This window comes from Amycolatopsis sp. NPDC004169 (genome assembly GCF_040610315.1).
In the GTDB taxonomy this organism is placed as follows: domain Bacteria; phylum Actinomycetota; class Actinomycetes; order Mycobacteriales; family Pseudonocardiaceae; genus Amycolatopsis.
Map to the genome: position 1 here is coordinate 46,228 of NZ_JBEXMD010000015.1, position 24,388 is coordinate 70,615.

A 24,388-nucleotide genomic window follows, 5' to 3' on the forward strand; every position below is an offset into this window, starting at 1 on the left:
GCAACACTCTCGGATATGATTCGGTGATGTCCGCTTCCGTCGAACTCAGTCCGGTTGATCTCGAAATCCTGCGCCTGCTGCAGAACGATGCCCGGATCACCAACAAGGACCTGGCGGCCGCGGTCGGCATCGCGCCCTCGACCTGCCTGGACCGCGTCGCCCGGCTGCGGGAAACCGGCGTGATCACCGGGCAGCACGCGTCGGTCGACGCGGCGAAGCTCGGGCGGCCGCTGGAGGCGTTCCTGTTCGTCCAGGTCCGGCCGCACCGGCGGCCGCTGGTGGACCCGTTCATCGAGCACCTGCTTTCGCTGCCGGAGGTGCGCGCGGTCTACCACCTGACCGGGCCGGACGACTTCCTCGCGCACGTCGCCACCAGCTCCGCCGGCGAGCTGCAGCGGCTGGTCCTCGACGAGCTGACCGCGCGGGACGAGGTCGCCCGCGTCCACACGAACCTGGTGTTCCAGCACTGGAGCGGCGGCCCGCTGCTGCCGCCGGGAACGTGAACTCAGAGCGTTTCGAGCCAGCGGCGGGTCTCGCCCGGGGACGTCAGCCGGACGACGGCCGGGCCGGGCGGCTCGGCCGCCCACGCCCGGATGCGGTCCCGCTTGCGCGCGAACGACGCGAAGTGCCAGCGGATGATCGAGTCCGTGGAAAACACCTGGCGGAACGATTCGACGTTGCCGTTGCAGATCCGGCGCCGGGTCACCGCCCGCACGAACGTCCGGCGCACCAGGCGGCTCAGCGAAAGCCAGCGCGGGTAGTCGAGGCCCACGATCAGTTCGGCGCGAGGCAGCACGACGTCCTGCCACTTGCTGTAGACGGCGTCGAGGACCCAGCGCGGCTCCCCGCACACCTCGGCGACCAGGCGGCGCTGCTCGTCGTCGGGGGTGCCGACCCAGCCCGGCTGCCAGCAGATGTCGTCCGCGGAGTGGTAGGGCAGGCCGGTGCGCTCGGCGATCCGGGCCGCCAGCGTGGACTTGCCCGAGCCGGTGACGCCGTAGACGACGATGCGGTCAGGCGTCGAGGTCACGAGCGGGCTCCCGCGGGGCGCGGTAGGGCAGGGTCTGGCTGTAGACGAGGTTCGTGGTCGTGCTGCCGAACTGGCACAGCTCGTCCACCGTGCGCTCGAGGTGGGCCATGGAGGCCGCGGCGATCTTGAGCGTGTAGCAGTCGTCGCCGGTGGTGCGCAGGCATTCGAGGATCTCCGAGCGCTCGGCGAGCAGCTTGTGCAACGGCTCGTGCCTGCTGCCCGGGTACTTGAGCCGGACCACGGCCAGCACCGGGTAGCCGAGCTTGCCGAGGTCGATCTCGGCGCGGTAGCCGCTGATCACGCCGGTGGACTCCAGCCGCCGGAGGCGTTCGGTGGCCGCGGACGCGCTGAGGTTCACCCGGCGGCCGAGCTCGGTGAGGGGCAGCCGGGCGTCGCGCTGGAGCTCGGCGAGGATCGCCCAGTCCGTCGCGTCGAGACTCTCGGTCATTCCCCGAACATACCGTGGGATCCACGGCCGAACGGGCCGAACGCCGTGATCGTTCCCTTCCGGATCCGGGCAAAACGTCGATAGCCTTTCCCGGTGAAGATCGGCGTGAACGTCCCCAACTTCGGCCCCGGCACGGACCCGGGCGTCCTGCGGTCCTGGGCGCAGACGGTGGAGGGCCTCGGTTTCGACCTGCTGATGGTGTCCGACCACGTCGCCATCACGCCGGACGTCGCCGAGCAGTACCCGGCGCCGTTCTACGAGCCGTTCACGACGTTGTCGTGGCTGGCGGGCGTGACGCAGAAGGTGCGGCTGGGCACCACCGTGCTCGTGGTGCCGTACCGGCATCCCCTGCTGGTGGCGCGGATGGCCGCGAACCTCGACCAGCTCAGTGGCGGCCGGCTCGTGATCGGGGCCGGGATCGGCTGGGCCAGGCAGGAGTTCGAGGCGCTGGGCGTGCCGTTCGAGCAGCGCGGCAAGCTCACCACCGAGCACCTGCGGGCGATCCGGGCCGCGTGGGCCGAGCGTGACGACTACCGCGTGGACCCGATCCCGCTGTGGCTCGGCGGGCACAGCGACGCCGGGTTGCGCCGGGCGATCGAGCTCGGCGACGCCTGGCACCCGCTGCGGCTGACGCCGGCCGGGTTCCGGGAAGGCCTGGGGCGCCTGGAGAAGCTGGCAGGCGACCGGCCGGTGCCCGCCTTCGCGCCGCGGATCCTGCTGCGGCTGACGGCGGCGCCGGTGGACGGGCCGGACCGGCTCGCCGGGCACGGCACGCTCGAGCAGGTCCTCGACGATCTGGCGCAGCTGGGGGCGCTGGGGGCGGACACGGTCGTGCTCGACCCGTTCGACACGGACCCGGCCGAAACGCTGCGCCCGGAGGTGGCGTGGCGAGACCTCGCGGCGGTGGCCGCGTCCTGGAAGGAGAACCGGTGAAGGACACCGAAGAAACCCTGCTGCGGCGGGCGATCGAGCTGGCCCGCGAAGCGCGCGAGGAACACGGCAACCCGCCGTTCGGTTCCCTGCTGGCCGACGCCGACGGGAACATCCTGGCCGAGGACCGCAACACTTCGTTGACGGACAACGACATCACGGCCCACCCGGAGCTGAAGCTGGCCCGCTGGGCGGCGCAGCACCTCGACCCGGAAACCGCGGCGGCCACGACGATGTTCACCAGCACGCAGCCGTGCGGGATGTGCACCGGGGCGATCGAGCGGTCCGGGCTCGGCCGGGTCGTCTTCGCGCTGTCGACGGAACAGTTCCTCACCCTGCGGCCGCCGGTGACGTGGGGCGACCACAAGCTGGAGGGTCCCGCGCTGTTCGACGAGGCCCGGGTGCCGGTCGAGGGCTACTACAAGTGACGAGCTACCAGGTGCACCCGGTGGCGCGCATCGAGTCACCGCTGACGGACCGCGCGGCGGCCCCGAAGCAGGGCGACGAGGGCGCGCCACCGTCCCGGGTGGTGTTCGACCCGGCGTTCACCGCGGCGGCGGCCGACCTCCGCCCGGGCGACCGCCTGGTCCTCCTGACGTGGCTGCACGAGGCGGACCGCGAGGTGCAGGCGGTCCACCCGCGCAGCGACCCGGACCGGCCGCTGCAGGGTGTGTTCTCGACGCGCTCTCCGGACCGTCCGAACCCGATCGGCCTCCACACGGTGACGGTGACGGCGGTGGAGGGCGGCACGGTGACCGTCACCGGCTCCGAAGCCATCGACGGCACGCCGGTCCTCGACGTGAAGCCGGTCCTCGGCGAGGTGACCGAGCGCTGATCAGTAGTCCTTGAAGCCCTTCCCGGTCTTCCGGCCCAGCCGCCCCGCTGTCACGAGGTGCTCCAGCAGCGGCGCCGGCGCGAAGCCTTCTTCGCGGAACTCGTTGTAGAGCGTCCGCTGGATGGCCAGGGAGACGTCGAGGCCGACGACGTCCAGCAGCTCGAACGGGCCCATCGGCAGGCCGCAGCCGACCTTCATGGCCGTGTCGATGTCGTCCGCGCCCGCGTAGTGGGCCTCCAGCATCTTCACCGCGTCGTTGAGGTACGGGAACAGCAACGCGTTGACGATGAAGCCCGCGCGGTCGCCGCAGTGCACCGCGTGCTTGCCCACCGCGGCGCAGACCGCGCTCGCCGTCGCCACCACGTCCGAGGCGGTCGCGATCGTCGACACCACCTCGACCAGCTTCATCACCGGGGCCGGGTTGAAGAAGTGGAGGCCGATCACGTCGGCGGGCCGGGACGTCGAGGCCGCGCACTCGATCACCGGCAGCGAAGACGTCGTCGTCGCCAGGACCGCGCCGGGGCGGACCACCTCGTCCAGTGCGGCGAACACCGCCTGCTTGACCGCCAGTTCCTCGGCCACCGCCTCGATGACCAGGTCGACGTCGGCCAGTGCCTCGAAATCGGTGACCGGGGTGATGCGAGCCAAGGCAAGCGCAGCGTCCTCTTCGGACAGTTTGCCCCGGACCACGGCCTTGTCGAGCGACTTCTTGACGCGAGCCACGGATGCCTGCGCCTTCTCCAGGCTCCGGGCGCGCAGCACCACGTCGAGGCCGCGCTTGGCGAACACCTCCGCGATGCCGGTGGCCATCGTCCCGGTGCCGATCACCCCGACCCGCGCCACCGGGCGCGGCGGGGCTCCCTCCACTGTGGACGCTGCCGCCGCATCCACGACCACGTTGGGCGAGTCCGGGGCGTCGTAGGTGTAGAAGCCCCGGCCGGTCTTGCGGCCCAGCAGGCCCGCCGTGATCATCTGCTTCAGCAGCGGCGCCGGCGCGTGCAGGCGGTTGCGGGACTGGTGGTACATCGTGTCGAGGATCTCGTTCGCGGTGTCCAGCCCGATCAGGTCGAGCAGCGCGAGCGGGCCCATCGGGTAGCCGCAGCCGAAGCGCATCGCGGCGTCGAGGTCCTCGCGGGTGGCGTAGCGCTGCTCGTACATCCGCACCGCGTGGTTGAGGTAGCCGAACAGCAGCGCGTTGGCGATGAAGCCGGCGCGGTCGCCGATCACCACCGGCACCTTGCCCAGGCGCTCGGCGAACTCGACGACTTCGGCGACCACGTCCGGTTCGGTCACCACCGTCTTGACGATCTCGACGAGCTTCAGCACCGGCGCCGGGTTGAAGAAGTGCATCCCGACGACCTTGCCGGGCCGCGCGGTGTGCACGCCGATCTCGGTGATCGACAGCGACGACGTGTTGGACGCGAAGACCACTTCGGGCCGGGTGATCTTGTCCAGCTCGGCGAAGACCTCGGCCTTCAGCTCGAGGCTCTCCGGGATCGCCTCGATCACCAGGTCCACTTCGGACAGATCGGAAAGCGACGTGCGGTAGCGGATCCGGCCCAGCAGCGCCGCACGCCCGGCCGCGTCCAGCTTGCCGCCGGCGAGCGCGCGTTCGGTGGAGTGCTCGAGGTGGCCGCGGCCGCGGGCCACCCCGGCTTCGTCGAGTTCGACCGTGATCACGTCGAGCCCGCTGCGCGCGAGCACTTCGGCGATGCCGGCCCCCATGGTGCCCAGGCCGACCACACCGACCGTCGAAATGTCCCGCGCCATCGAGGCCTCCAGAGATGTTACTCGCTGGTAATTGGCCTCGATACTGCCAGGGCCATCGCCGGAAGCCCAGACGGAATCGAGTCAGTACCGCTCAAGTCACCCGGTCGGCGACGCGGCCTCACTCGCCGAAATTGCCGTCCACCAGCTCTTTCGCCTTCTCCAGCGCGGCGGAAGCCTGCGGCCCGCGCGCCCGGACGCGGATCCGGTCGCCCTGGCGGGCGCCGAGCGACATCAGGGCCAGGACGCTGTGGCCGTCGGCCTCCTGGTCGCCGAGCCGCACGGTCACCTCGGCGTCGAACCCGCTGAGCGTGCGCACCAGCACCGCGGCGGGCCGGGCGTGCAACCCGACCTCGTTGTGCAGCTCCAGTTCGATTTCGGCGGTGTCGGCAGTGCCGGCGTCGTCTCCGGCGGGCGGCGCCAGGTCCTCCGGGAGGCCGGCCGCCGCGGCGGCTTCGGCCACCGCCTTGCGGTCCCGACCGGCCTGCGCGGCGACCGCCGCCGCGATCGCGCCCTCGACCAGCGGGCCGTCGGCGACGATCGCGGCCGAGGGGTCGGCCAGCGATTCGACGGCGAGCTCCGCGGTCATCTGGGCACTGCCGAGGTCGTAGAGCAGCACGACGCCGTCGCCGGAGTCCGCGCGCTGGGTGGCGGCGACGACCTCGTCGTAGTCCGTGCCGATCGAGCCGTCGGAGAGGCCGCCGGCCGGCACGATGGTGACGTCCGGCGCCATCTGGGCGGCCAGCTCGGCGAGGCCTTCGGCGAGCTTCGCACTGTGCGACACGAGCACGATTCCCACGCTCACCGGGCGGCCTCCGCGAACGCCCGCAGCAGCAGCGCCGACGACCGGGCGCCGGGGTCGAGGTGCCCCACCGCCCGCTCGCCGAGGTAGGACGCCCGGCCCTTCCGCGGCACGAGGTCCACAGTGGACTCCGCGCCGGTGTCGGCCGCGTCGGCCGCCGCGGTCAGCACCGCGGCGACGTCGCCGCCGCCCTCGGCCGCCTTCTCCGCGGCCGCCACCGCGGGGATCAGGGCGTCGACCATGGTCGCGTCGCCGCCCACCGCCTTGCCGCGGGCCTGGACGCCTTCGAGGCCGGCGCGCAGCGCGTCCAGCAGCGCCGGGACGTCGAGGTCGGCGGCCGCGCCCAGCTTGGCCGACGCACGCAGGAAAGCCGTGCCGTACAACGGCCCCGCGGCCCCGCCGACCTTGGAGATCAACGTCGTCGCGACGAGCTTCAGCACCCCGCCGGGGGTGTCCGGAACCGCGGAGTCCAGCGCCGCCACGACGGCCGCGAAACCGCGGTTGAGGTTCTCGCCGTGGTCGCCGTCGCCGATCGCGCGGTCGAGGTCGATCAGCTCCACGCGGTGCTCGGCGACCACCGCGGCGGCGGCGCGCACCGCGGCCGCGACCCCTTCGGCGGTACAGGCCATCAGAGCCCCCACCGCAGGGCCGCGGTGTTGACCGGCGCGTCCCACAGCTCGGTCAGCTCGTCGTCCAGTTTGAGCAGCGTCAAGCTCATCCCCTGCATCTCGAGGCTGGTGATGTACGGGCCGACCAGCCGGCGCTCGACCACGATCCCACGATCGGCCAGCAGCCGCTCGGCGATGCCGTGGGCCAGGTAGAGCTCGACGAGCGGGGTGCCGCCCATCGAGTTGGTGAACAGCAGCACGCGGTCGCCCGAGGCGAAGGGCAGGTCCGATACGACGGCCTCGACCATCCGCGCCACCAGCGCGTCGGCCGGCTCGGCCGCCAGCCGCTCGCGGCCGGGCTCGCCGTGGATGCCGATGCCGAATTCGATCTCGTCGTCGGCGAGGTCGAAGCTGGGGGTGCCGGCGTGCGGCACGGTCGGCGCGGTGAGCGCGACGCCGATCGACCGGACCTGGCCGATCACCTTCTGCGCCAGCGCGGTCACGGCGTCGAGCGAGTCGCCGCGCTCGGCGGCGGCGCCGGTGATCTTCTCCAGCAGCACCGTGCCGCCGACCCCACGGCGGCCGGCGGTGTACGTCGAGTCCTTGACCGCGACGTCGTCGTCGATCACCACGCTGCGCACCTCGAGGCCCTCGGCGGCGGCCAGCTCGGCGGCCGTCTCGAAGTTCAGCACGTCGCCGGTGTAGTTCTTCACGATGAGCAGGGCGCCCGCCTCGCCGGTGGTCGCGGTGACCGCGGCCTGCACCGCGTCCGGCGTCGGCGAGGTGAACACCGCGCCGGGCACGGCGGCGGCGAGCATGCCCCGGCCGACGAAGCCGCCGTGCAGCGGCTCGTGCCCGGACCCACCGCCGGAGATGACGGCGACCTTCCCCGCGACCGGGGCGTCGGCTCTGATCACGACGTCCGGGTCGTACTGGACACGAAGGACATCGGCGTGCGCTGCGGCGAGGCCCCGCAGCGACTCGGCGACCACGTTCGCCGGATCGTTGATGATCTTCTTCACGGCAGCCTCCGGCACATCGGCGGGTGGGGTGTCCCCTTCCTACCTCTCCGCGCGGCTCGCCGCCAGGTCAGGGTTTGGGGAGCTTGGTGACCACGTTCTTCGCCACGGCCACCGCCTTGCCGCACGGATCGCCGTCGTTGTCGTCGTAGCCCTGGTAGTCCACCTGGGCCAGTTCGACGTCGTCGCCCTGCCACGGCCGGTGCTGCCACTCCACCTTGCACCGGGCCGAACCCCCGGTCTGCTGCTTCTGGAAGGCGGTCACGCCGCCGCCGAGGTCCACCTTGGAGTAACCGTCGCCGGCCAGCGGCGGCAGGCCCGGCCGGAACCCGACCGTCACCGAGGGGCCCCGGTCCTTCCACTCGCACGAGTGCAGGCCCGAGGGCGCGGGCTTCGCGGACGGCACGACGGCGGTCACCGCCGCCGCGTCGGCCATCGCGCACGGGTCGGCGGTCAGCACGGTGCCCGCGGGCGTCGAGTACTTCTCCGGCGAGTTGTGCAGCTTCTGGACGACGGCCTCGACGAGCGCCTGCCCGGGGCGGCAGGGGTCACCGGCGTAGGTGACCGACACCTCGAGCGCCAGGTCCGGGTTGAGCGCCGTCATCGCGGCGACCGTGCAGTCGGTGTCGCCGGTCTTGTTCACCCGCAGCGGCAGGCCGCCGGCCGCCCCGGTCGTCTTGTCCGCCCGCGGCGCCACGGTGCTGCCGATCTCGAGCTCGAGCCGGATCTCCTTGCCGCCGGGGTCCTTCACCTTGTTGCTGCAGGTGTCGAAGGCGATGGACGACGGCGACGGGTCGTCCCCGGCCGTGCCGAGGCCCAGCCCGCCGAGGGCGTCCTTGGTCAGGAACTGGCACGGCTGGATCGTGCGGAGCACGCCGGCCGCCACGGCGGGGTCGGTGATCGGGCCGTCGGCGACCTGGCCGGAGCCGGCCGCGGCGGGCACCGTCGTCCGGGCGAAGTTGGACTTGCCGAGGTCCGGCCCGCACGCCGTCAGCGGCAGCGCGAGCGCGGTGACCAGCAGGAACAGCTTCGGGAAACGGCGGCGCCGAACGTCGAGGAACACGCGGTGCACGGTAGCGGCACCTTCGCGCCGCTGTCCGGACAACCCGGCTATTCGCCCGCCGCCGCCGGTGTGTCGCCCGTCTCGGCCGCCGGCTCGGCCGGCACGACGAGCGGGCGGACCAGCGCCCAGGTGACGAACAGCGCCGAGACCACCAGCATGCCGATCCCGGCCCACAGGTTGATGTTGACGCCTGCCGCCTTCGCGATCTCCTCGTCGGAGGTGAAGCCGATGCCCATCACGGTGAGGATGACGCCGTAGACGCCGATCAGCAGGGCGATTATCAGCCGGATGTCGAAGGCGCCTGCCTTGTGTGCGCGCGGCTGCGACTCGGTAGCCATTCCGACCTCCTAGAAGATGACGTTCAGGGCGATGGTCAGGACGAGCACGATGCCCGCGAGCAGGCCCGGCTTGCGGTACCAGCCCGCGTTCTCGCCGGTCGAGTCGTGCTGGCGGGTCTCCTTCGGCGTGAGCGAGTAGACCAGGCCGACCAGCTCCTCGTCCGGCTTCGGCTTGGTCGCCAGCGAGACGACGACGCTCACCACGATGTCGACCACGAAGGCGACACCGGCGGCGACGAAGCTGGTGCCCTGGCCTTCCAGGCCGATCACCCCGGCCTGCGACAGGCCCCAGATCGTGATCGCGGACGCGGTGCCGAGCACCAGGCCGCTCCAGCCGGCGTGCGGGGTCATCCGCTTCCAGAACATGCCCAGGATGAACGTCGCGAACAGCGGCGCGTTGAAGAAGGAGAACAGGTCCTGCAGGTAGTTCAGGATGTTGCCGGAGTTCGAAGCGATGAACGCGGTGCCGATCGCCAGGATCGTGCCTGCCGACGTCACCACGCGGCCCAGGTTCAGGTAGTAGTGGTCCGGCTTGTCCTTCTTCACGTACGTCTGCCAGATGTCGTACGTGAAGACCGTGTTGAACGAGCTCAGGTTCGCCGCCATACCGGCCATGAACGAGGCCAGCAGACCGGCGATGGCGATGCCGAGCATGCCGTTGGGCAGCAGGTCGCGCATCAGCAGCAGCAGCGCGTTGTTGAAGGTGACGCCGCTTTCGGCCTTGCCGCCGTCGAGCAGCACCTGCTTGTCCTTGACGTACTCGGACACAGTGACCGCGGCGATCATGCCGGGGATGATCACGATGAACGGCACCAGCATCTTCGGGAACGCGCCGATGATCGGCGTGCGCCGCGCGGCCGACATGCTCTTGGACGCCATCGCGCGCTGGACCTCGACGAAGTTCGTCGTCCAGTAGCCGAAGGAGAGCACGAAGCCGAGGCCGAAGACGATGCCCAGCACCGAAAGGAGGCTGTTGCCGAAGCCGGTCAGGTTGTCACCGGGCCACGAGTGCAGCTGCGCGGTGCCGCCCGGGCTGTTGGTCACCTTGTCGACCAGGCCCTGCCAGCCGCCGACCTTGACCAGGCCGATGATCGTCAGCGGCACCAGCGCGATGACGATGACGAAGAATTGCAGGACCTCGTTGTAGATGGCGGCGGAGAGGCCGCCGAGCGCGGTGTAGGAGAGCACGATCGCGGCGGCGACGATGATCGACACCCACAGCGGCCAGCCCAGCAGCAGGTTCACCACGCTGGCCAGCAGGAACAGGTTCGCGCCCGCGATGAGGATCTGGGCCGCGGCGAAGCTGACGCCGTTGACCAGGTGGGCCGGCTTGCCGAAGCGCCGCCGCATGAACTCCGGGACGCTGCGGACCTTGGAGCCGTAGTAGAAGGGCATCATCACGATGCCGAGGAAGAGCATCGCCGGGATGGCGCCGATCCAGAAGTAGTGCACGGTCGGCAGGCCGTACTGGGCGCCGTTGGCCGACATGCCCATCACCTCGACCGCGCCGAGGTTCGCCGAGATGAACGCCAGGCCGGTGACCCAGGCGGGCAGCGACCGGCCGGACAGGAAGAAGTCGAGGCTGCTCGACACCTGCCGCCGCGCCAGGTACCCGATGCCCAGCACGAGAACGAAGTAGAACGCCAATTCGATGTAGTCGATCGCGCTCGCGTCGAGTCGCAGGTTCGCATCGGCTAGGACGAGCACCCGACCCACCTCCGGCAGTTCCTCTTTGAAACAGGACAAGAACCGACAGGAATCACCAGCATCCCGTCGGATCCGGACAGTACTGCATGGATTCAGGGTCGGCACGCCGACGTGTCCAAAATGGTCAGAGGGCGCGTCCTCCCGGCGTTGACCAGGGAGGACGCGCCCTCGTTCGGCGCGCCGCGGGAGCGGAGCGGGATCAGCGGTCGGTCGGCACGGCGATCTCGCCGTCCTCGGAGATCAGGTGGGCCAGCACTTCGTCGGGCAGGTAGGTCCGGTGCGGGAAGCCCGGGCCCCACGAGTTGAGGATCGGCACGGCGCCGAGCGCGTCGGCCCGCGGGTTGCCGAGCACGGAGTGCACGTCGTCGACCGACTTCGCCCAGCGGAACGCCTTGATGCCCTGCTTGGCCTCGGGGGTGTACTTCTCGCGGGCCTGCCAGTCGTCGTTCGCGTACGAGTCGTCCCACAGGACGTGCCCGGCCTCCTTGAGCACCTCGGCCGCGGCCCGCACCGACGTGCCGTTCTCGTCACCGGGGTTCGTCTCGGGCCACTCGTCGCGCAGCTTGGCCTGGTCCCAGAGCCAGCGGGCCGTGTACTCGCTGCCGTTGAAGATCGACATGCACCGCGACCAGCCAAAGCCGACGCAGGCGCCTTCGTGACCCTGGTCGTAGAACGCGTACCAGGCATCGGTGTCCGGCGTGCCACCCGGCTCGAGGCACACGCAGTGGCCGCCGCGGATGTGGCCGAGTTTCTTGACGCCGGCCTTCGCGATGAAGAACTCACCGGAGGTCTCGTCCTGCTCCGGCGAGTCGAAGGCGGAGTACCAGTTGACCCCGATCACGACCGGCGACCGGGTGGGCCGGTCCTCCTCGGCCAGCGCGCCGAGCGGATACCTTTCGACGTGCCGCCAGTCGTCCGGAATGAACCGGCCCAGCCGCGGGTCGGCCGGATCGGAACCGAGTGGGCGATAACGCATGTCTTCCTCCTTGCGTGCAGGCAAAAATGCGCACACGCCGGCCGGATGGCATGCGCACCCCGAGCTCGAAGGCGGACTGAAACGTTGGCACGACGAAGAAAGACGGCCGAGCGCACCACCCTCCGGCCACGCCGGAACCCCGGCGGAACCCCTCGAATCAAGTGTGGCACAGCACGGTCGAATAAGATCCCGATCTCACCCGAACAGCGCACGAATCGCGGTGAAAAAGTTTCCGCTGACCACACGGGCGGCTATCGGGTCAAAGATTTCCTGGCGGAGTAATAACGACCGAATCAGATACATCGATTTCGGCATCGATTCGGTATCGCCCCGGATACCGCCCGTTCGGGCAGCCGTGGGGTCGATTTTTCAACGACAGCGGTCAGCCCGCAGCCCGCCGGAAGCGCGGCACGCGCCCGGCGGGCGTCTCCACCGTCCCGGCGAACATCGCCTTCGGCCGCACCCACAGCCCGCGCTCGCCGTAGAGCGCGCGGTACACCACGAGTTCCTCTTCGGTCTCGCTGTGCCGGGCGACGCCCACCACCTCGTACTCGCCGCCCTTGTAGTGGACGTAACGCCCCGGCTCCACCGTCAGAACAGCCGGAACTCGTCGGACTCGATGCCGCGCAGCTCGTCGTAGTCCAGGGTCAGGCAGCGGATTCCGCGGTCCTCGGCCAGCGTGCGGGCCTGTGGCTTGATGATCTGGGCCGCGAACACGCCCTGCACCGGCGCCAGGAGCGGGTCGCGGTTGAGCAGCTCCAGGTACCGCGTCAGCTGCTCGACACCGTCGATTTCGCCGCGGCGCTTGATCTCGACCGCCACCGAACGGCCTTCGGCGTCGCGGGCCATGATGTCGACCGGGCCGATCGCCGTCGGGAATTCGCGGCGGACCAGTGTGTAGCCGTCGCCCAGCGTTTTGATGTGCTCGGCCAGGAGTTCCTGCAGGTGCGCTTCCACGCCGTCCTTCTGCAGGCCCGGTTCCGCGCCCAGGGCCTGTGAGTAGTCGTGGAAGACCTCTTCGATCGAGATCACCAGCTTCTCGCCCTGCTTGTTCTCCACGATCCAGAGCTTGCCGTCCTCGATCAGCCAGCAGGGCGGGCTCATCCAGTTCAACGGCTTGTACGCACGGTCGTCGGAGTGCACCGACACCGAGCCGTCGGACTTGACGAGCAGCAGGCGGGTGGCCATCGGCAGGTGGGCGGTCAGCCGGCCGGCGTAGTCGACCTGGCACCGCGCGATCACGAGACGCACCCGAGGAGGGTAGGACAGGGTCGGTGATACTGGGCGCGTGGACCCCATTCAGCGTGTCGCGTCCCGCGAGGTGTACCGGAACAACTGGATGACCGTGCGGGAGGACGAGATCCGCCGCTCCGACGGCTCGCCGGGCATCTACGGCGTGATCGACAAGCCGTCGTACGCACTGGTCATCGCCCAGGACGGCGACCGGTTCCGGCTGGTCGAGCAGTTCCGCTACCCGCTCGGCGAGCGGCGCTGGGAGTTCCCGCAGGGCACCGCGCCGGACCTGGCGGACGTGCCGCCTGCCGAGCTCGCCGTGCGGGAACTGCGCGAAGAGACCGGGCTGCGGGCCGGCTCGATGGTCCCGCTCGGCAAGCTCGACGTCGCCGCCGGCATGAGCAGCCAGCGCGGCTGGGTGTTCCTCGCCACGGACATCACCGAGGGCGAGCCGGAACGCGAGCACGAGGAACAGGACATGCGCAGCGCGTGGTTCGCCCGCGCCGACGTCGAGAAGATGATCCTCGCCGGCGAGATCACCGACGCGCAGTCGATCGCGGCGTGGGCGCAGCTCACGCTGTTCGAGCGGCACCGGCCTTGAGCATCCCGCGGATCACCAGGTGGTGGAACGGCTTGATGAGCGCGAAGTAGGCCGGGCCGACGCGGTTGTGGAAGTGCACGAGCGTGCCGAGCCGGAAGCCGCGGGGGATCGCCTCGACCGTCAGGTACCCGGTCAGGTGACTGTCGTCGACACCCGCGACGAGGTAGCGCTCGGGATCGCCGGCCCGGACCGTGAAGAACGCCACCCGGTCGCCGGGCGCGAACCCGACGTCCTCGGGCCGCAGCCGACCGGATCGCGGCACGGACGCGGTCTCCAGCCGCAGCGCCTTCGCGAGCAGGTACCGGACGCCGAAGAGGGCCTTCACCCAGGCCGGCGACCAGCCGAACACGCCGGCGACGAACTCGCGCAGGCTGTTCTCGCTCTCGATCTCCTTGAACTCGACGTAGTCCGCGCCCTCGGCGAACGGTTCGGTCATTTCGCTCTCCCCAGTACCAGTTCCAGCGCGTCCTTGAGCTGCCGCCCGGACAGCGGCGGCACGACCTGCCCGGCGCCGACGACGATCAGGTACAGCGCCTGCGCCAGGCCGGCGTCGCCGCTGACCTCGGTCAGGTAGGCCACCCGGGTCCGGTCGACGCGCTCCTGGACCGCCCGCGCTTCGGCGTCCTGCAGGGCCCAGGCCCGCACGGCGATCTCCAGCCCGAGGCCCGGCCCCGGCGCGAGGACGAGCTTCAGCAGCGCGCCCAGCCTGTCGTCCGGCGCCGCCTCCGCCTGCTCCACGAACCGGGTCGTGCGCTCGGTCTCGAAGTGCTCCAGCAGGGCCGTGCGGAACCCGCCCGTGCCCTTGAAGTGGTGGTAGAAGGAGCCCTTCGACAGGCCGAGCCGCTCGGTCAGCCGCTCGATCGTCACCGCCGGCGCGCCCTGCTCGGCCAGCAGCACCAGCCCCGCGTCCAGCCAGTCACGCCTGCTCGCCATGGCCATACCATACCGTATGGTACGGTCCGCGGCCACCATGGAACCGCGGCCGGAGCCGGGGACGTCAGTCGGGCCAGGAGGGCGTGCGCTTCTCCAGGAACGCCGCCATGCCTTCGCGGGCGCCGGGCAGCTGCGACGCCGACGCCATGACCTCCAGAGCGATCGCGTAGGCGTCCGCCTCGGGCCGGTCGAGCTGGGCGTACAGGGTCACCTTGCCCATCGTCTTGCTGGCGCGGCTGCCGCGCGTCGCCCGGCCCAGCAGCTCCGCGACGGCGTCGTCGAGCTGCTCGTCGGGCACGACCCGGTTGACCAGGCCCCAGTCGAGCGCGGTGGGCGCGTCGATGACGTCGCCGGTCAGCGCCAGCTCCATCAGCCGCTTCCGGCCGATCGAGCGGGCCACCGGGACCGCCGGCGTGTGGCAGAACCAGCCACCCTTGCCGCCCGGCAGCGCGAAGCCGGCCGACTCGGCGGCAACGGCCAAGTCGCACGACGCCACCAGCTGGCAGCCCGCCGCCGTCGCCAGGCCGTGCACCCGCGCGATGACGACCTGCGGCACCGACTGCATGGTCTGCATCAGGTCCGTGCACAGCCTGAGCAGTTCGCGCACGCCCATCAGGTCGCGCGCGGCGACGTCGCCGAAGTCGTGACCGGCGGAGAACACCGGACCGGCGCCGGCCAGCACGATGCCCGTCGCGTCCGACGTCCCCGCCTCGTGGAACGCGGCGAGCAGCTCGGCGAGGTGCTCGGCGGAGAGCGAATTGCGCCGGGCCGCCCGGTTCATCGTGATCGTGACGGTGTCGCCGTCGCGCTTGACCAGGATGTGCTCGTACTCGGTCATGCCTCGACCGTAACTCTTCGGAAGGTGCGCCGATAGCTGTCCGGGCCGACGCCGACCTCGGCGTGCATCCGGCGGCGCAGGTTCGCCGCGGTCCCCAGCCCGGACCGCTCCGCCACGCGGTCGACCGGCAACGACGTCGTCTCCAGGAGCTGTTGCGCGAGCCGGACGCGTTGCACGCGCAGCCAGCGTCCCGGCGTCACCCCGGTGGCCGCGGCGAACTCGCGGTGGAACGTCCGTTCGCTCATCCGCGCGTGCCCGACCAGGTCCTCGACGCCGATCCCGGAACCCAGGCGCGCCAGCGCCCAGTCCATTGTGGACGACAAGCCGGGCTGCGTTGCGGACGGCACCGGGCTGTCGATGTACTGCCGCTGCCCGCCTTCCCGCGCCGGCGGCATCACCAGCCGGCGCGCGAGGCGGGCGGCGACCTCGGCGCCGTGATCGCGGCGGACCAGGTACAGGCACAGGTCGAGGCCGCCGACGACCCCTGCGGACGTCAGGACGCCGCCGTCGTCGGTGTAGAGCACATCGCGCCGGAGGTCGGCCCGCGGTGCGATGCGGGCCAACGCGTCGAGGTCGCGCCAGTGCGTGGTGGCCGGGCGGCCGTCGAGGAGCCCGGCGGCGGCGAGGGTGAACGCGCCGGAGCACAGCCCCGCGACCGTCCGCCCGTCCCGGTGGGCCCGGCGCAGCGCACTCACCGCCGCCGAGGGCACCGTGGCAAGGGGGTCGTCGCGGCCCGGCGCCAGCACGAGGTCGCAGTCGTCGAGGCCGGCGAGACCGTGCGTGGCCGCGACGTCACCGAAGGGCGACACGGCCGTCCGCACCCGCCCGGGGCTGCACAGGCGGACCGCGAAGGGGCCGATGCCGCTGTCGGTGCGGTCCTGGCCCCAGACCTCGCCGATCACCGCGAGGTCGAACATCCGGGTGCCGGACAGCAGGACGACGCCGATGGTGCGCATGGCAGAAAAGTACCGCATCGCGCGTCTTCTGCCACTCCCCTGGCGCACCGGGAGCCCGCGAAACTCGACGGCATGACCGAAACGGCACTCATCCTGATCGACGTCCAGCGCGGTTTCGACGACCCGGAGTTCTGGGGCCCGCGCAACAACCCGGGCGCCGAAGCGAACATGAAGGCCCTGCTCGACGCGTGGCAGGAACGACGCCTCCCGGTGGTGCTCGTGCACCACGACTCGCCCAAGCCCGGCTCGCCGCTGCGGCCGGGCCAGCCGGGCAACGACTTCAAGCCCGAACTCGACGGCGCGCGGCCGGACCTGGTGTTCGGCAAGAAGGTCAACTCGGCCTTCATCGGCGACGTCGACCTCGACGCGTGGCTGCGCAAGCGCGGCATCACCGGGTTCGTGGTGGCCGGCATCCAGACGAACTTCTGCTGCGAAACCACCGCGCGGATGGGCGGGAACCTCGGCTACGACGTCACGTTCGCCCTCGACGCCACGTTCACCTTCGACCTGCCGGGCGTGACCGCGGACGAGCTCTACCGGGTCACGGCGGCGAACCTGGCGAACCAGTTCGCCACCGTGAAGTCCACAAAGGACATCCTCGGCGAGCTCAGCTGAGGCCGTGCCGCTCGCGGATCAGGCTGACGATGCCGTCCATGATCCCGGTCAGCTCGTAGTCCTTGGGCGTGAACACCCGGGCGATGCCGCGTTCGGTCAGCAGCACGGCGTCGTCCGGCGGGATGATCCCGCCGACGATCACCGGAACGTCCCCGGCGCCGGCCGCACGCAGGCCGTCGACGACGTGCGGCACGACCTCGAGGTGCGAGCCGGAGAGCACCGACAGCCCGACGACGTGCACGCCTTCCTGGACCGCGGCCGCGACGATCTGCTCGGGCGTCAGCCGGATGCCCTGGTAGACGACCTCGAAGCCGGCGTCGCGCGCCCGGACGGCGACCTGCTCGGCGCCGTTGGAGTGCCCGTCGAGGCCGGGCTTGCCGACCAGGATCCGCAGCCGCTCGCCCAGCTCCGCCTCGGTTTCGCGGACCCGCTCGCGCACGCGCTCGAGCGCCGGGTCGCCCCCGCCCGCGGCCGCCGCGGAAACGCCGGTGGGCGCCCGGTATTCGCCGAACACCTCGCGCAGCGCGCCGGCCCACTCGCCGGTGGTCACGCCGGCCCGCGCGCAGTCCACAGTGGCCTCGAAGAGGTTCTCCGCGGTCTGCGCGCGTTCCTTCAGCGTGGCCAGCGACCGCTCGACGGCGTCGTTGTCGCGCTGGGTACGCCATTCCTCGATCGCCGTGACGGCGGCCTTCTCGACGGCGGGGTCGATCGTCTCGATCGCCTTCGCCCCCTCGGCCTGCAGCGGCGACGGCTCGGTCGTCTCGAACTTGTTGACCCCGACCAGGACCCGCTCGCCGTTCTCCATCTCGCGGCGGTACTCGGCCAGCGAGGCGACCAGCTGCGACTTCATGTACCCGCTCTCGACCGCGGCGACCGCGCCGCCGAGGTCCTGCACGCGGGCGATCTCTTCACGGGCCCCGGCCATGATCTCGTCGACCTTGGCCTGGATGACGTGCGAGCCGTCGAAGATGTCCTCGTACTCCAGGAGGTCCGTCTCGAAGGCGAGCACCTGCTGCATCCGCAGCGCCCACTGCTGGTCCCACGGCCGCGGCAGGCCGAGGGCCTCGTTCCACGCGGGCAGCTGGATCGCGCGGGCCCGGGCGCCGCGGGACAGCGACACCGCGAGCATCTCCAGCACGATCCGCTGGACGTTGTTCTCCGGCTGGGCTTCGGTCAGCCCGAGCGAGTTGACCTGCACGCCGTAGCGCAGCCGGCGGGCCTTGGGATCCGTTACGCCGTAACGGTCGCGCGTGAGCTCGTCCCAGAGCGCGGTGAAGGCGCGCATCTTGGCCATCTCCTCGACGAACCGCACGCCGGCGTTGACGAAGAAGGAGATCCGCGCGACGACCTTCGCCATGTCGGCCTCGTCGACCTGCCCCGAGTCGCGGACCGCGTCGAGCACGGCGATCGCGGTGCACAGCGCGTAGGCGACTTCCTGCGTCGGCGTCGCGCCGGCTTCCTGCAGGTGGTAGCTGCAGATGTTGATCGGGTTCCACTTGGGGACGTGGTGCACGGTCCAGGCGATCACGTCGGTGATCAGCCGCAGGCTCGGCCCCGGCGGGAAGATGTAGGTCCCGCGGGACAGGTACTCCTTGATGATGTCGTTCTGCGTGGTGCCGGTGAGCTTGGCGAGCACCTCGTCAACGTCACGGCCCTCGGCCTCGGCCTGCTCGCGCGCCACGGAGACGTACAGCGCGAGCAGCCACATGGCCGGCGCGTTGATGGTCATCGACGTGTTGGCCTCGGCGAGCGGGATGCCGTCGAAGAGCCGGCGCATGTCGCCGATGTGCGACACCGGGACGCCGACCTTGCCGACTTCGCCGCGGGAAAGCTGGTGGTCCGGGTCGTAGCCGGTCTGGGTGGGCAGGTCGAAGGCCACCGAGAGGCCGGTCTGCCCCTTCGCCAGGTTGCGCCGGTAGAGCTCGTTGGACGCGGCCGCGGAGGAGTGCCCCGCGTAGGTCCGCATCACCCACGGTCGGTCTCGCTCGCGGTCCGTTGGGTACGGCACTGGGCACCTCCGGCGGTGGACGTTTTGTCGAGTGTACCGACCGGTAACTTATGGTGGCAGTGGAATCGAACACGTCCGGGTGACGTCAGTCCGCAGCCTGCTCCTGCACGATCAGGTCGCGCACCCCGTCGACGTCCGGCACGTCGAACAGCTCGATCGGGGCCGGTTGACGCCGCTTCGGCACCGTGTAGCCGAGCAGGTTCACCGACGCGTCCCGCCTCGCGAGCGTGAGCCTGCCGCTGCCGTCCTGGTCGCGCCGGACGACCGGCGGCTCCAGCGCACTCAGGTACTCGTACGCGCGGGTGCGGCCCGAGACGCGGTCGGCCACCACGACCCGCTGGTCGGTCACCGCGTACACCTCGCGGCGCGTCGTGCGGAGCCGCCAGAGCACCGGCCCCCAGACGACGGCCAGCCCGAGGCTCCCCAGGGTCACGGCCGGCGCCGGGGCCGGCAGCCCGATGGCGGCGGCGAACCCCGACACCATGACCGAGCCGAAACCGACGCGGTACCACTCGAGCCCCGTCGGGGCGACCCGCCGCGGCCGTCCCGACCACAACAGCCGCTCCCCCGGTTCCAGGGCGATCAGCGGTTCGTCCACGGCGACCTCCTTTGCCGGGCAGACGCACCGCGAGGTCGTGCGAGTTGCCCGGCTCAGGCGGCCGAACTGCCGGCTTCCGGCGGGGCCTGGCGGGCCTTGGCCTCGTCGATCGCCTTGGTGAGCAGGTCGCGGACGCGCTTGGGCTCGCCGACGCCGATCAGCGTCACCGTTCCCGGGCCGCCGAAGGAGAGGGTCCCGGTGCGGGACGGGCCCGCCTTGAGCGACGGCGCGGGCAGGCCGGCCAGCTCGCTGGAGCGTTCCTTCTGCCGGAACAGCCCGGACCGCGCGATGATCCGGCTGTCGGTGACCGCGTAGGTGGTGCGCCCGAGCGCGAGGTACCGCAGGACCGACCGCCCGACGGCACCGTAGAGGCCGAGCACCAGAGCGACGACCGCGGCGGCCGGAACGAGTCCGTTCGGCTGCTGCGTGAGCAGGTACCAAAGCGCGGCGGCTGCGAGGACGAGCCCGGCGGGGGCGATCACCCCGTCCGCGGCCACGTAGAGCGGACGGTGGACCGGCTCGCCGGCCCAGAGCACGCGCTCACCGGGCAACAGCTCGATTTCCCCTGCTGACATGGCCGAACACTACTCCGACGGAGGCCCTCCCGCCGAGCCTCACCCGCGACCCGGTACCCGCCCGCACCCTCCGTGCGTGGCCGAACGCGCAACGAACCCGGTGAGGAAATCCGCGAGACCGGAGCCCACCCGGTCGATTAGCGTGGACAGCCGTGACGTGGAGTTCGTACGGGAGTTACCTGGTCATCGTGGTCCTGATCGTCCTCGCTCCGGGACCGGACACGATGGTGATGCTCAAGAACGCCCTCTCCGGCGGGTTCCGGGGCGGCCTCCTCGCCTCGCTCGGCATCTTCGCGGGGAACGCCGTTCAGGGCAGTGCCGCCGCGCTCGGGCTCGGTGTCCTCATCGCGCGGTCGCAGCCGGTGTTCCTCGCGCTCAAGTGGGCCGGGGCCGCCTACCTGGTCTTCCTCGGCTTCCAGGCCCTGCGCGGCGCCTTCCGCGGCGACTACCACGCCGTCGAGCAGGCCCAGCGGCGCCGGGGCGGGGGTTTCCGGCGGTTCCGCGAGGGTTTCCTCTCCAACATCACCAACCCGAAGGTGCTCGTCCTCTACCTGTCCGTGCTGCCGCAGTTCCTCGACCCGGCGCGCACGACGACGTGGGACGCGCTCGCCCTCGCCTACACCGTCGCCGTGCTGGGTGTGTTGTGGTTGCTGGTGCTGCTGGTGTTCGTGCACCGGGTGCGGGCCTGGCTGGAGCGCCGCCGGGTGCGGCGTGCGCTGGACGGCGTCACCGGTACCGCGCTGCTCGGCTTCGGCGCCGCCCTCGCGCTGGAGTCCTGATGAGCTGGAGCACCTACGCCGGGTTCGCCGGGATGATGGCCTTCCTGGCGATGATGCCGGGCCCGGACACCATGGTCGTGCTGAAGAACGCCCTCACCGGCGGCGCCCGCGGCGGCGGCTGGGCGTGCGCCGGCATCACCGTCGCGAACTTCCTGCAGGGCACCGCGGCCGCCCTCGGCCTGGGTGCGGTGATCACCCGCTACCAGCCGGTGTTCGAGACGGTGAAGTGGCTCGGCGCCGCGTACCTGGTCTTCCTCGGCATCCAGGCCCTCCGCGGCGCCTGGCGCGGCAACTACGAGGCCCTCGACGACGTCCGCAGGGCCCGCACCTCCCGCGGACGGCGGTTCCGCGAAGGCTTCCTGTCCAACATCACCAACCCGAAGGTCATCGTGCTGTACCTGTCGGTGCTGCCGCAGTTCCTGACGCCGTCGTCGACGCTCGGGGACTCGCTGCTGCTCGCGTACACGGTCGCGGGCCTGGGAGTGGTGTGGCAGGTGCTGCTGCTGTTGTTCGTGCACCGGGTCCGCGACTGGTTGCGGCAACGGAAGGTGCGGCGGGTACTGGACGGCGCGACGGGCACCGCACTCGTGGGATTCGGCGCGGCGCTCGCCCTCGAAGGCTAGAGCGTCCGGTCCAGCCAGTCGTAGATCCGGCCCGCCGCGAGCCGCTGGGCGCCGACGTGGCAGTGCGCGTCCGCGCCCTCCTCGGCCGTGAACGTCAGCAACGTCTTCGGGGCCTTCAAGTGCTCGTACAGCCGCCGGGGCTCGGTCTCTTTCTCGCCGCCGAAGAACAGGTCGTCCGCCGCTTCGCAGACCAGGACCGGGCACTCGACCTTCTCCGCGATGCCGTCTTCGAGCGTGTACTCGAGGTACTTCGCGATGAACTCGCGGTCCGTTGCCGCGCCCAGGACGTACCGGCCGTGGTCGCACGCCCAGCGCAGCGTCGAACTCTGCTCGCGGCCCGCCGCCAGCAGCGCGTCGAACTCCTCGTCGTGCGGGGCCCGGGCCCGGCGCACGATCTCCGCACGCGGCCAGGGCAGCACCGACGTCACCGCGGCACCCGCGTCGTACACGCCGTCCACCGCGACCACCGCCGCCAGCCGGTGCTCGAACGCCGCCGCGCGCGGGGCCAGCATGCCGCCCAAGCTCACCCCGAGCAGCGCGACGCGCGCCGGGTCCACGCCGTCGATCTCCAGCGCGAAGTCCACCACCGGCGTGACGACGTGCTCCCAGTCCGGGCGGAACACGAGCTTGTTCCGCCGGATCGCGCTCGGCTGGCCGGGGCCGTCGAACGTCAGGACGTGGTAGCCGTGCGCGGCGCCGGCCGCCGCGCCCATGAAGTGGCATTCCTCGGCGCTGCCGTCGAAGCCGTTGTGCATGATCAGCAACGGCTTCGGCCCGGCACCCGGCGCTCGGTGGAAGTAGCCGTGCAGCACCGTTCCCTCGTACGGGATCTCGACCGGTTCGGCCACCTCCGCGCGCCGGAAGCACTCCACGCTGCGGTCGTACGCCCCGGCGATGCGCGGGTCCGCCGGGTCGCCGTGCAGGAAGAACTCCGCCGAGAAGTAGTAGGTCGACGCACGCAGCAGCAGGTCGCGCGCGGTGACCGGCCCGGCTTCGGCCGCTTCGGCGTACAGCCGGTCGGCCAGCGCGCGGTAGGCGTCGTGCCAGCCGTCGTAGTCGCCCGGCGTCACGGTCGAGGCCGCCGCGAGGACCTCGCCGAAGTCCGCGCCGCCGTAGGCCGCGTGGCCGAACAGGCGCAGGGTTTCGAACCAGAACTGCGGGTCCTCTTCGAACAAAAGCTGCTTCATCGGATTTCCTCCCGTGCAAAGGTTTCGAACGACCGGGCCGGCCGCCCGGTGACCTGCTCGACGACCGGGGTGACGCGGTCCTCGGTGCCGCGGCGGATGTCCTCGTCGAGGGCGGCGAGCACCCGGGCGAACCCGTCGGGGAGCCCCGAAGCGGCCAGCCGCGCGGCGAACTCGGCCGTGCTGACCGGCCGGTGCCGGACCGGACGGCCGAGCCGTGCGGCCACGATCGCGGCCGCTTCGGCGTAGCTCAGCGCGGCCGGGCCGGTCAGGACGTGGTCGGTGTTGTGCGGCACCGGGTCGATCAGCGCGCGGACGGCGACCGCGGCGATGTCGGCGGCGTCGACGAAGGCGACCCGGGCGTCTCCGGTGGCCGTGACGATCTCGCCGTCCCGCACCCCCTGGGCCACCAGGTGCTCGCCGGTGAAGTTCTGCATGAACCAGGACGGCTTCAGCACCGCCCACTCCGGCATCGTGCGCACCAGCCGCTGCAGGTCGCCCAGGCCCGGGGTGTCGGAAGTGACCGCCGACGAGCTCAGCAGGACGACCCGCCGGACGCCCGCGTCCAGCGCGTCGGCCAGGAACGGCTCGACCAGCGGCGCGGGCTCGGTCTCGCCGATCGGGGCCAGCAGGTACACCGCCGAAGCACCACGCAGCGCGTCGGCGTGCGTTGCGCGATCGGTCCAGTCGAACCGGACCTGACCGGCTTCGCCGGGCTTGCGCGTGGCCGCCCGCGCGGTGACGCCGTTCGCGCGCAGGCCGGCGACGACCCGGCGGCCGGTCGTGCCGGTGCCGCCGAGGACCAGGACGTCAGCCACCGAAGGCCGCCGTCAGCTCGTCGACGCCGCCGAGGATCTCCGCGGCGGCGAGCGGGCTCCAGTAGTCGCGGTAGGTGCGGATCTCCCCGTCCTCGACGGTGATCACCGCGACGTAGGACAGCTCGTACGGCTTCTGCGACGCCACCACGATCCCCGCGACAGTCAACTCGACCACCACCACGGCCGGGTCGGCGGTCTCGTGCACGGTCTTCGCCGCGATTTCACGGATGTCCAGCAGGTTCGGGTAGTCACGCAGGTATTCGCGAATCGCGTCGCGCCCCTCGACGCGCTTCGGGTAGCCCGGACCGGCGAACGGGAACTCGAGGACGCCGTCCTCGGCCCAGAGCCCGGCGAACCCGGCCATGTCGTGCTCGAGCAGCAGATCGAGCGCGTGCTCGACGAAGTCGCGCATCGCAGCCTCCTTCGACGTTCGGACGATACGGTACCGTCCCGACGCCATCCACCATAGACGGGACGATACCGTCCCGTCCACCCGCTAGACTGCGCTTCATGGCACGCACCCCGACCGGCGCCGCGGTCCTCCAGCCCGAGGTCACGCAGGCGATCACCGACGCGGTCCTGCAGGAACTGGCCGACCAGGGCTACGGCCGGCTGTCGATGGAGGCCGTGGCCAAACGCGCCGGGGTCGGCAAGAGCGCGCTCTACCGGCGCTGGCGGTCGAAGGACGAGATGATCGCCGCGGTCGTCACCGAGTTCAGCGTGACGCGGGCGGCGGAAGCGGACACCGGCTCACTGCGCGGCGACCTCCGCGAAACGATGCAGGCCCTGATCGACTGGCTGACCCACCCGCTGTTCTCGCGGATCCTGCCGGACCTCGTCGCGGAGGACGCGCGGAACCCGGAGCGAAGCCGCAACGCGCGCGAGAACATCGGCGGGCTGCGACGCGAGGTCGGCGCGGCGATGCTGCGCCGGGCCATCGCGCGCGGCGAGCTGCCCGAGGACCTGGACATGGAGATGGCGCTGGACGTGCTGGCCGCCCCGATCTACTGGCGACTGGTGGTCCGGCAGGCTCCCGCCGAGCCCGACTACGTGGACCGCCTGGTGGCGTACGCCCTGCGCGCACTGGGCGCGCAGGGCGGGTGA

General features: G+C 71.3%; 31 protein-coding genes. 9 read left to right on the plus strand and 22 right to left on the minus strand.

The features are described 5' to 3' along the window. Window positions 1-26: 26 nt before the first annotated feature. Window positions 27-503: an Lrp/AsnC family transcriptional regulator gene (locus tag ABZX11_RS21550; protein WP_176175236.1), complete on the plus strand. Its 477-nt coding sequence runs from the start codon at window positions 27-29 to the stop codon at window positions 501-503. A 2-nt stretch (window positions 504-505) separates the two neighbouring features. Here the strand turns inward: ABZX11_RS21550 and ABZX11_RS21555 are convergent, their stop codons facing one another. Next, a complete protein-coding gene (locus ABZX11_RS21555) occupies window positions 506-1,030 on the minus strand; it encodes an adenylate kinase (RefSeq protein ID WP_354915459.1) in 525 nt (174 codons plus the stop codon). Beyond that, complete coding sequence (locus ABZX11_RS21560; protein ID WP_176175234.1) at window positions 1,014-1,478, minus strand: Lrp/AsnC family transcriptional regulator; 465 nt, start codon at window positions 1,476-1,478, stop codon at window positions 1,014-1,016. Before ABZX11_RS21560 ends, ABZX11_RS21555 begins: the two co-directional genes overlap by 17 nt. Before the next feature lie 93 nt (window positions 1,479-1,571). On the opposite strand from ABZX11_RS21560, the gene ABZX11_RS21565 reads away from it, so the two are divergent. From ABZX11_RS21565 to tsaA, 3 genes are read left to right on the plus strand one after another with little or no spacing between them, the layout of a single operon-like run. Next, a complete protein-coding gene (locus tag ABZX11_RS21565) occupies window positions 1,572-2,411 on the plus strand; it encodes an LLM class flavin-dependent oxidoreductase (RefSeq protein ID WP_354915463.1) in 840 nt (279 codons plus the stop codon). Then, a complete protein-coding gene (locus tag ABZX11_RS21570) occupies window positions 2,408-2,836 on the plus strand; it encodes a nucleoside deaminase (protein WP_176175232.1) in 429 nt (142 codons plus the stop codon). The genes ABZX11_RS21565 and ABZX11_RS21570 overlap by 4 nt, the downstream gene beginning before the upstream one ends. Continuing rightward, complete coding sequence (gene tsaA, locus ABZX11_RS21575; protein ID WP_254897170.1) at window positions 2,833-3,243, plus strand: tRNA (N6-threonylcarbamoyladenosine(37)-N6)-methyltransferase TrmO; 411 nt, start codon at window positions 2,833-2,835, stop codon at window positions 3,241-3,243. Before ABZX11_RS21570 ends, tsaA begins: the two co-directional genes overlap by 4 nt. Here tsaA and ABZX11_RS21580 read toward each other — a convergent pair whose 3' ends face one another. The 10 genes from ABZX11_RS21580 to nucS form a co-directional block, all read right to left on the minus strand. Beyond that, entirely contained in the window at window positions 3,244-5,013 is a 1,770-nt protein-coding gene (locus tag ABZX11_RS21580; protein ID WP_354915467.1) for a 3-hydroxybutyryl-CoA dehydrogenase, read from the minus strand. A gap of 118 nt (window positions 5,014-5,131) precedes the next feature. After that, complete coding sequence (gene dhaM, locus ABZX11_RS21585) at window positions 5,132-5,815, minus strand: dihydroxyacetone kinase phosphoryl donor subunit DhaM (RefSeq protein ID WP_354915470.1); 684 nt, start codon at window positions 5,813-5,815, stop codon at window positions 5,132-5,134. After that, window positions 5,812-6,441 carry a dihydroxyacetone kinase subunit DhaL gene (dhaL, locus tag ABZX11_RS21590; RefSeq protein WP_354915473.1) on the minus strand — a complete coding sequence of 210 codons (630 nt, stop codon included), beginning with the start codon at window positions 6,439-6,441 and terminating at the stop codon, window positions 5,812-5,814. Before dhaL ends, dhaM begins: the two co-directional genes overlap by 4 nt. Further along, window positions 6,441-7,442 carry a dihydroxyacetone kinase subunit DhaK gene (gene dhaK / locus ABZX11_RS21595; protein ID WP_354915476.1) on the minus strand — a complete coding sequence of 334 codons (1,002 nt, stop codon included), beginning with the start codon at window positions 7,440-7,442 and terminating at the stop codon, window positions 6,441-6,443. Before dhaK ends, dhaL begins: the two co-directional genes overlap by 1 nt. A gap of 67 nt (window positions 7,443-7,509) precedes the next feature. After that, window positions 7,510-8,502: a DUF3558 domain-containing protein gene (locus ABZX11_RS21600; RefSeq protein ID WP_254897169.1), complete on the minus strand. Its 993-nt coding sequence runs from the start codon at window positions 8,500-8,502 to the stop codon at window positions 7,510-7,512. A gap of 47 nt (window positions 8,503-8,549) precedes the next feature. Then, a complete protein-coding gene (locus ABZX11_RS21605; RefSeq protein WP_354915479.1) occupies window positions 8,550-8,840 on the minus strand; it encodes a hypothetical protein in 291 nt (96 codons plus the stop codon). Window positions 8,841-8,849: 9 nt separating this feature from the next. Beyond that, window positions 8,850-10,547: a sodium:solute symporter family protein gene (locus tag ABZX11_RS21610; protein WP_176175225.1), complete on the minus strand. Its 1,698-nt coding sequence runs from the start codon at window positions 10,545-10,547 to the stop codon at window positions 8,850-8,852. 199 nt (window positions 10,548-10,746) lie between these two features. Then, entirely contained in the window at window positions 10,747-11,523 is a 777-nt protein-coding gene (locus ABZX11_RS21615; RefSeq protein ID WP_354915483.1) for a hypothetical protein, read from the minus strand. A 382-nt stretch (window positions 11,524-11,905) separates the two neighbouring features. Next, window positions 11,906-12,112, minus strand: a complete 207-nt coding sequence (locus tag ABZX11_RS21620; protein WP_354915486.1) for a DUF1653 domain-containing protein — start codon at window positions 12,110-12,112, stop codon at window positions 11,906-11,908. 2 nt (window positions 12,113-12,114) lie between these two features. Further along, the gene (gene nucS / locus ABZX11_RS21625; protein ID WP_167384890.1) at window positions 12,115-12,774 is read right to left on the minus strand and encodes an endonuclease NucS; all 660 of its coding nucleotides are present in this window, start codon (window positions 12,772-12,774) and stop codon (window positions 12,115-12,117) included. Between the two features lie 37 nt (window positions 12,775-12,811). Between nucS and ABZX11_RS21630 the strand changes: the two genes are divergently transcribed. Further along, complete coding sequence (locus tag ABZX11_RS21630) at window positions 12,812-13,357, plus strand: NUDIX hydrolase (RefSeq protein WP_354915489.1); 546 nt, start codon at window positions 12,812-12,814, stop codon at window positions 13,355-13,357. Here ABZX11_RS21630 and ABZX11_RS21635 read toward each other — a convergent pair. The 4 genes from ABZX11_RS21635 to ABZX11_RS21650 form a co-directional block, all read right to left on the minus strand. Next, window positions 13,329-13,793 carry a DUF2867 domain-containing protein gene (locus tag ABZX11_RS21635; protein WP_176175221.1) on the minus strand — a complete coding sequence of 155 codons (465 nt, stop codon included), beginning with the start codon at window positions 13,791-13,793 and terminating at the stop codon, window positions 13,329-13,331. The genes ABZX11_RS21630 and ABZX11_RS21635 overlap by 29 nt on opposite strands. Further along, a complete protein-coding gene (locus ABZX11_RS21640; protein ID WP_354915492.1) occupies window positions 13,790-14,290 on the minus strand; it encodes a TetR/AcrR family transcriptional regulator in 501 nt (166 codons plus the stop codon). The genes ABZX11_RS21635 and ABZX11_RS21640 overlap by 4 nt, the downstream gene beginning before the upstream one ends. 64 nt (window positions 14,291-14,354) lie before the next feature. Continuing rightward, window positions 14,355-15,128, minus strand: coding sequence for an enoyl-CoA hydratase-related protein (locus ABZX11_RS21645; RefSeq protein ID WP_354915495.1), 774 nt, complete (start codon window positions 15,126-15,128; stop codon window positions 14,355-14,357). Then, window positions 15,125-16,084: a helix-turn-helix domain-containing protein gene (locus tag ABZX11_RS21650; RefSeq protein ID WP_354915498.1), complete on the minus strand. Its 960-nt coding sequence runs from the start codon at window positions 16,082-16,084 to the stop codon at window positions 15,125-15,127. The genes ABZX11_RS21645 and ABZX11_RS21650 overlap by 4 nt, the downstream gene beginning before the upstream one ends. A 72-nt stretch (window positions 16,085-16,156) precedes the next feature. On the opposite strand from ABZX11_RS21650, the gene ABZX11_RS21655 reads away from it, so the two are divergent. Then, window positions 16,157-16,699: a cysteine hydrolase family protein gene (locus tag ABZX11_RS21655; protein ID WP_354915501.1), complete on the plus strand. Its 543-nt coding sequence runs from the start codon at window positions 16,157-16,159 to the stop codon at window positions 16,697-16,699. Here the strand turns inward: ABZX11_RS21655 and ABZX11_RS21660 are convergent. The 3 genes from ABZX11_RS21660 to ABZX11_RS21670 form a co-directional block, all read right to left on the minus strand. After that, on the minus strand, window positions 16,692-18,707 hold the full coding sequence (locus tag ABZX11_RS21660; RefSeq protein ID WP_354915504.1) for a protein meaA: 2,016 nt from the start codon (window positions 18,705-18,707) through the stop codon (window positions 16,692-16,694). The genes ABZX11_RS21655 and ABZX11_RS21660 overlap by 8 nt on opposite strands. Before the next feature lie 85 nt (window positions 18,708-18,792). Further along, a complete protein-coding gene (locus ABZX11_RS21665) occupies window positions 18,793-19,305 on the minus strand; it encodes a hypothetical protein (protein WP_354915507.1) in 513 nt (170 codons plus the stop codon). A 53-nt stretch (window positions 19,306-19,358) separates the two neighbouring features. Next, complete coding sequence (locus ABZX11_RS21670; protein ID WP_354915510.1) at window positions 19,359-19,880, minus strand: PH domain-containing protein; 522 nt, start codon at window positions 19,878-19,880, stop codon at window positions 19,359-19,361. A gap of 152 nt (window positions 19,881-20,032) precedes the next feature. Here ABZX11_RS21670 and ABZX11_RS21675 point away from each other — a divergent pair, with 152 nt between their 5' ends. Both ABZX11_RS21675 and ABZX11_RS21680 read left to right on the plus strand, forming a co-directional pair. Further along, entirely contained in the window at window positions 20,033-20,659 is a 627-nt protein-coding gene (locus ABZX11_RS21675; protein WP_354915513.1) for a LysE family translocator, read from the plus strand. Beyond that, window positions 20,659-21,282 carry a LysE family translocator gene (locus tag ABZX11_RS21680; RefSeq protein WP_354915516.1) on the plus strand — a complete coding sequence of 208 codons (624 nt, stop codon included), beginning with the start codon at window positions 20,659-20,661 and terminating at the stop codon, window positions 21,280-21,282. Before ABZX11_RS21675 ends, ABZX11_RS21680 begins: the two co-directional genes overlap by 1 nt. Here ABZX11_RS21680 and ABZX11_RS21685 read toward each other — a convergent pair. From ABZX11_RS21685 to ABZX11_RS21695, 3 genes are read right to left on the minus strand one after another with little or no spacing between them, the layout of a single operon-like run. After that, window positions 21,279-22,469 carry an alpha/beta fold hydrolase gene (locus ABZX11_RS21685; protein ID WP_354915519.1) on the minus strand — a complete coding sequence of 397 codons (1,191 nt, stop codon included), beginning with the start codon at window positions 22,467-22,469 and terminating at the stop codon, window positions 21,279-21,281. The genes ABZX11_RS21680 and ABZX11_RS21685 overlap by 4 nt on opposite strands. Beyond that, a complete protein-coding gene (locus ABZX11_RS21690; protein ID WP_354915522.1) occupies window positions 22,466-23,284 on the minus strand; it encodes an NAD(P)H-binding protein in 819 nt (272 codons plus the stop codon). The genes ABZX11_RS21685 and ABZX11_RS21690 overlap by 4 nt, the downstream gene beginning before the upstream one ends. After that, window positions 23,277-23,744, minus strand: a complete 468-nt coding sequence (locus ABZX11_RS21695) for a nuclear transport factor 2 family protein (protein ID WP_354915525.1) — start codon at window positions 23,742-23,744, stop codon at window positions 23,277-23,279. The genes ABZX11_RS21690 and ABZX11_RS21695 overlap by 8 nt, the downstream gene beginning before the upstream one ends. Window positions 23,745-23,794: 50 nt before the next feature. On the opposite strand from ABZX11_RS21695, the gene ABZX11_RS21700 reads away from it, so the two are divergent. Next, window positions 23,795-24,388: a TetR/AcrR family transcriptional regulator gene (locus ABZX11_RS21700; protein WP_354915528.1), complete on the plus strand. Its 594-nt coding sequence runs from the start codon at window positions 23,795-23,797 to the stop codon at window positions 24,386-24,388.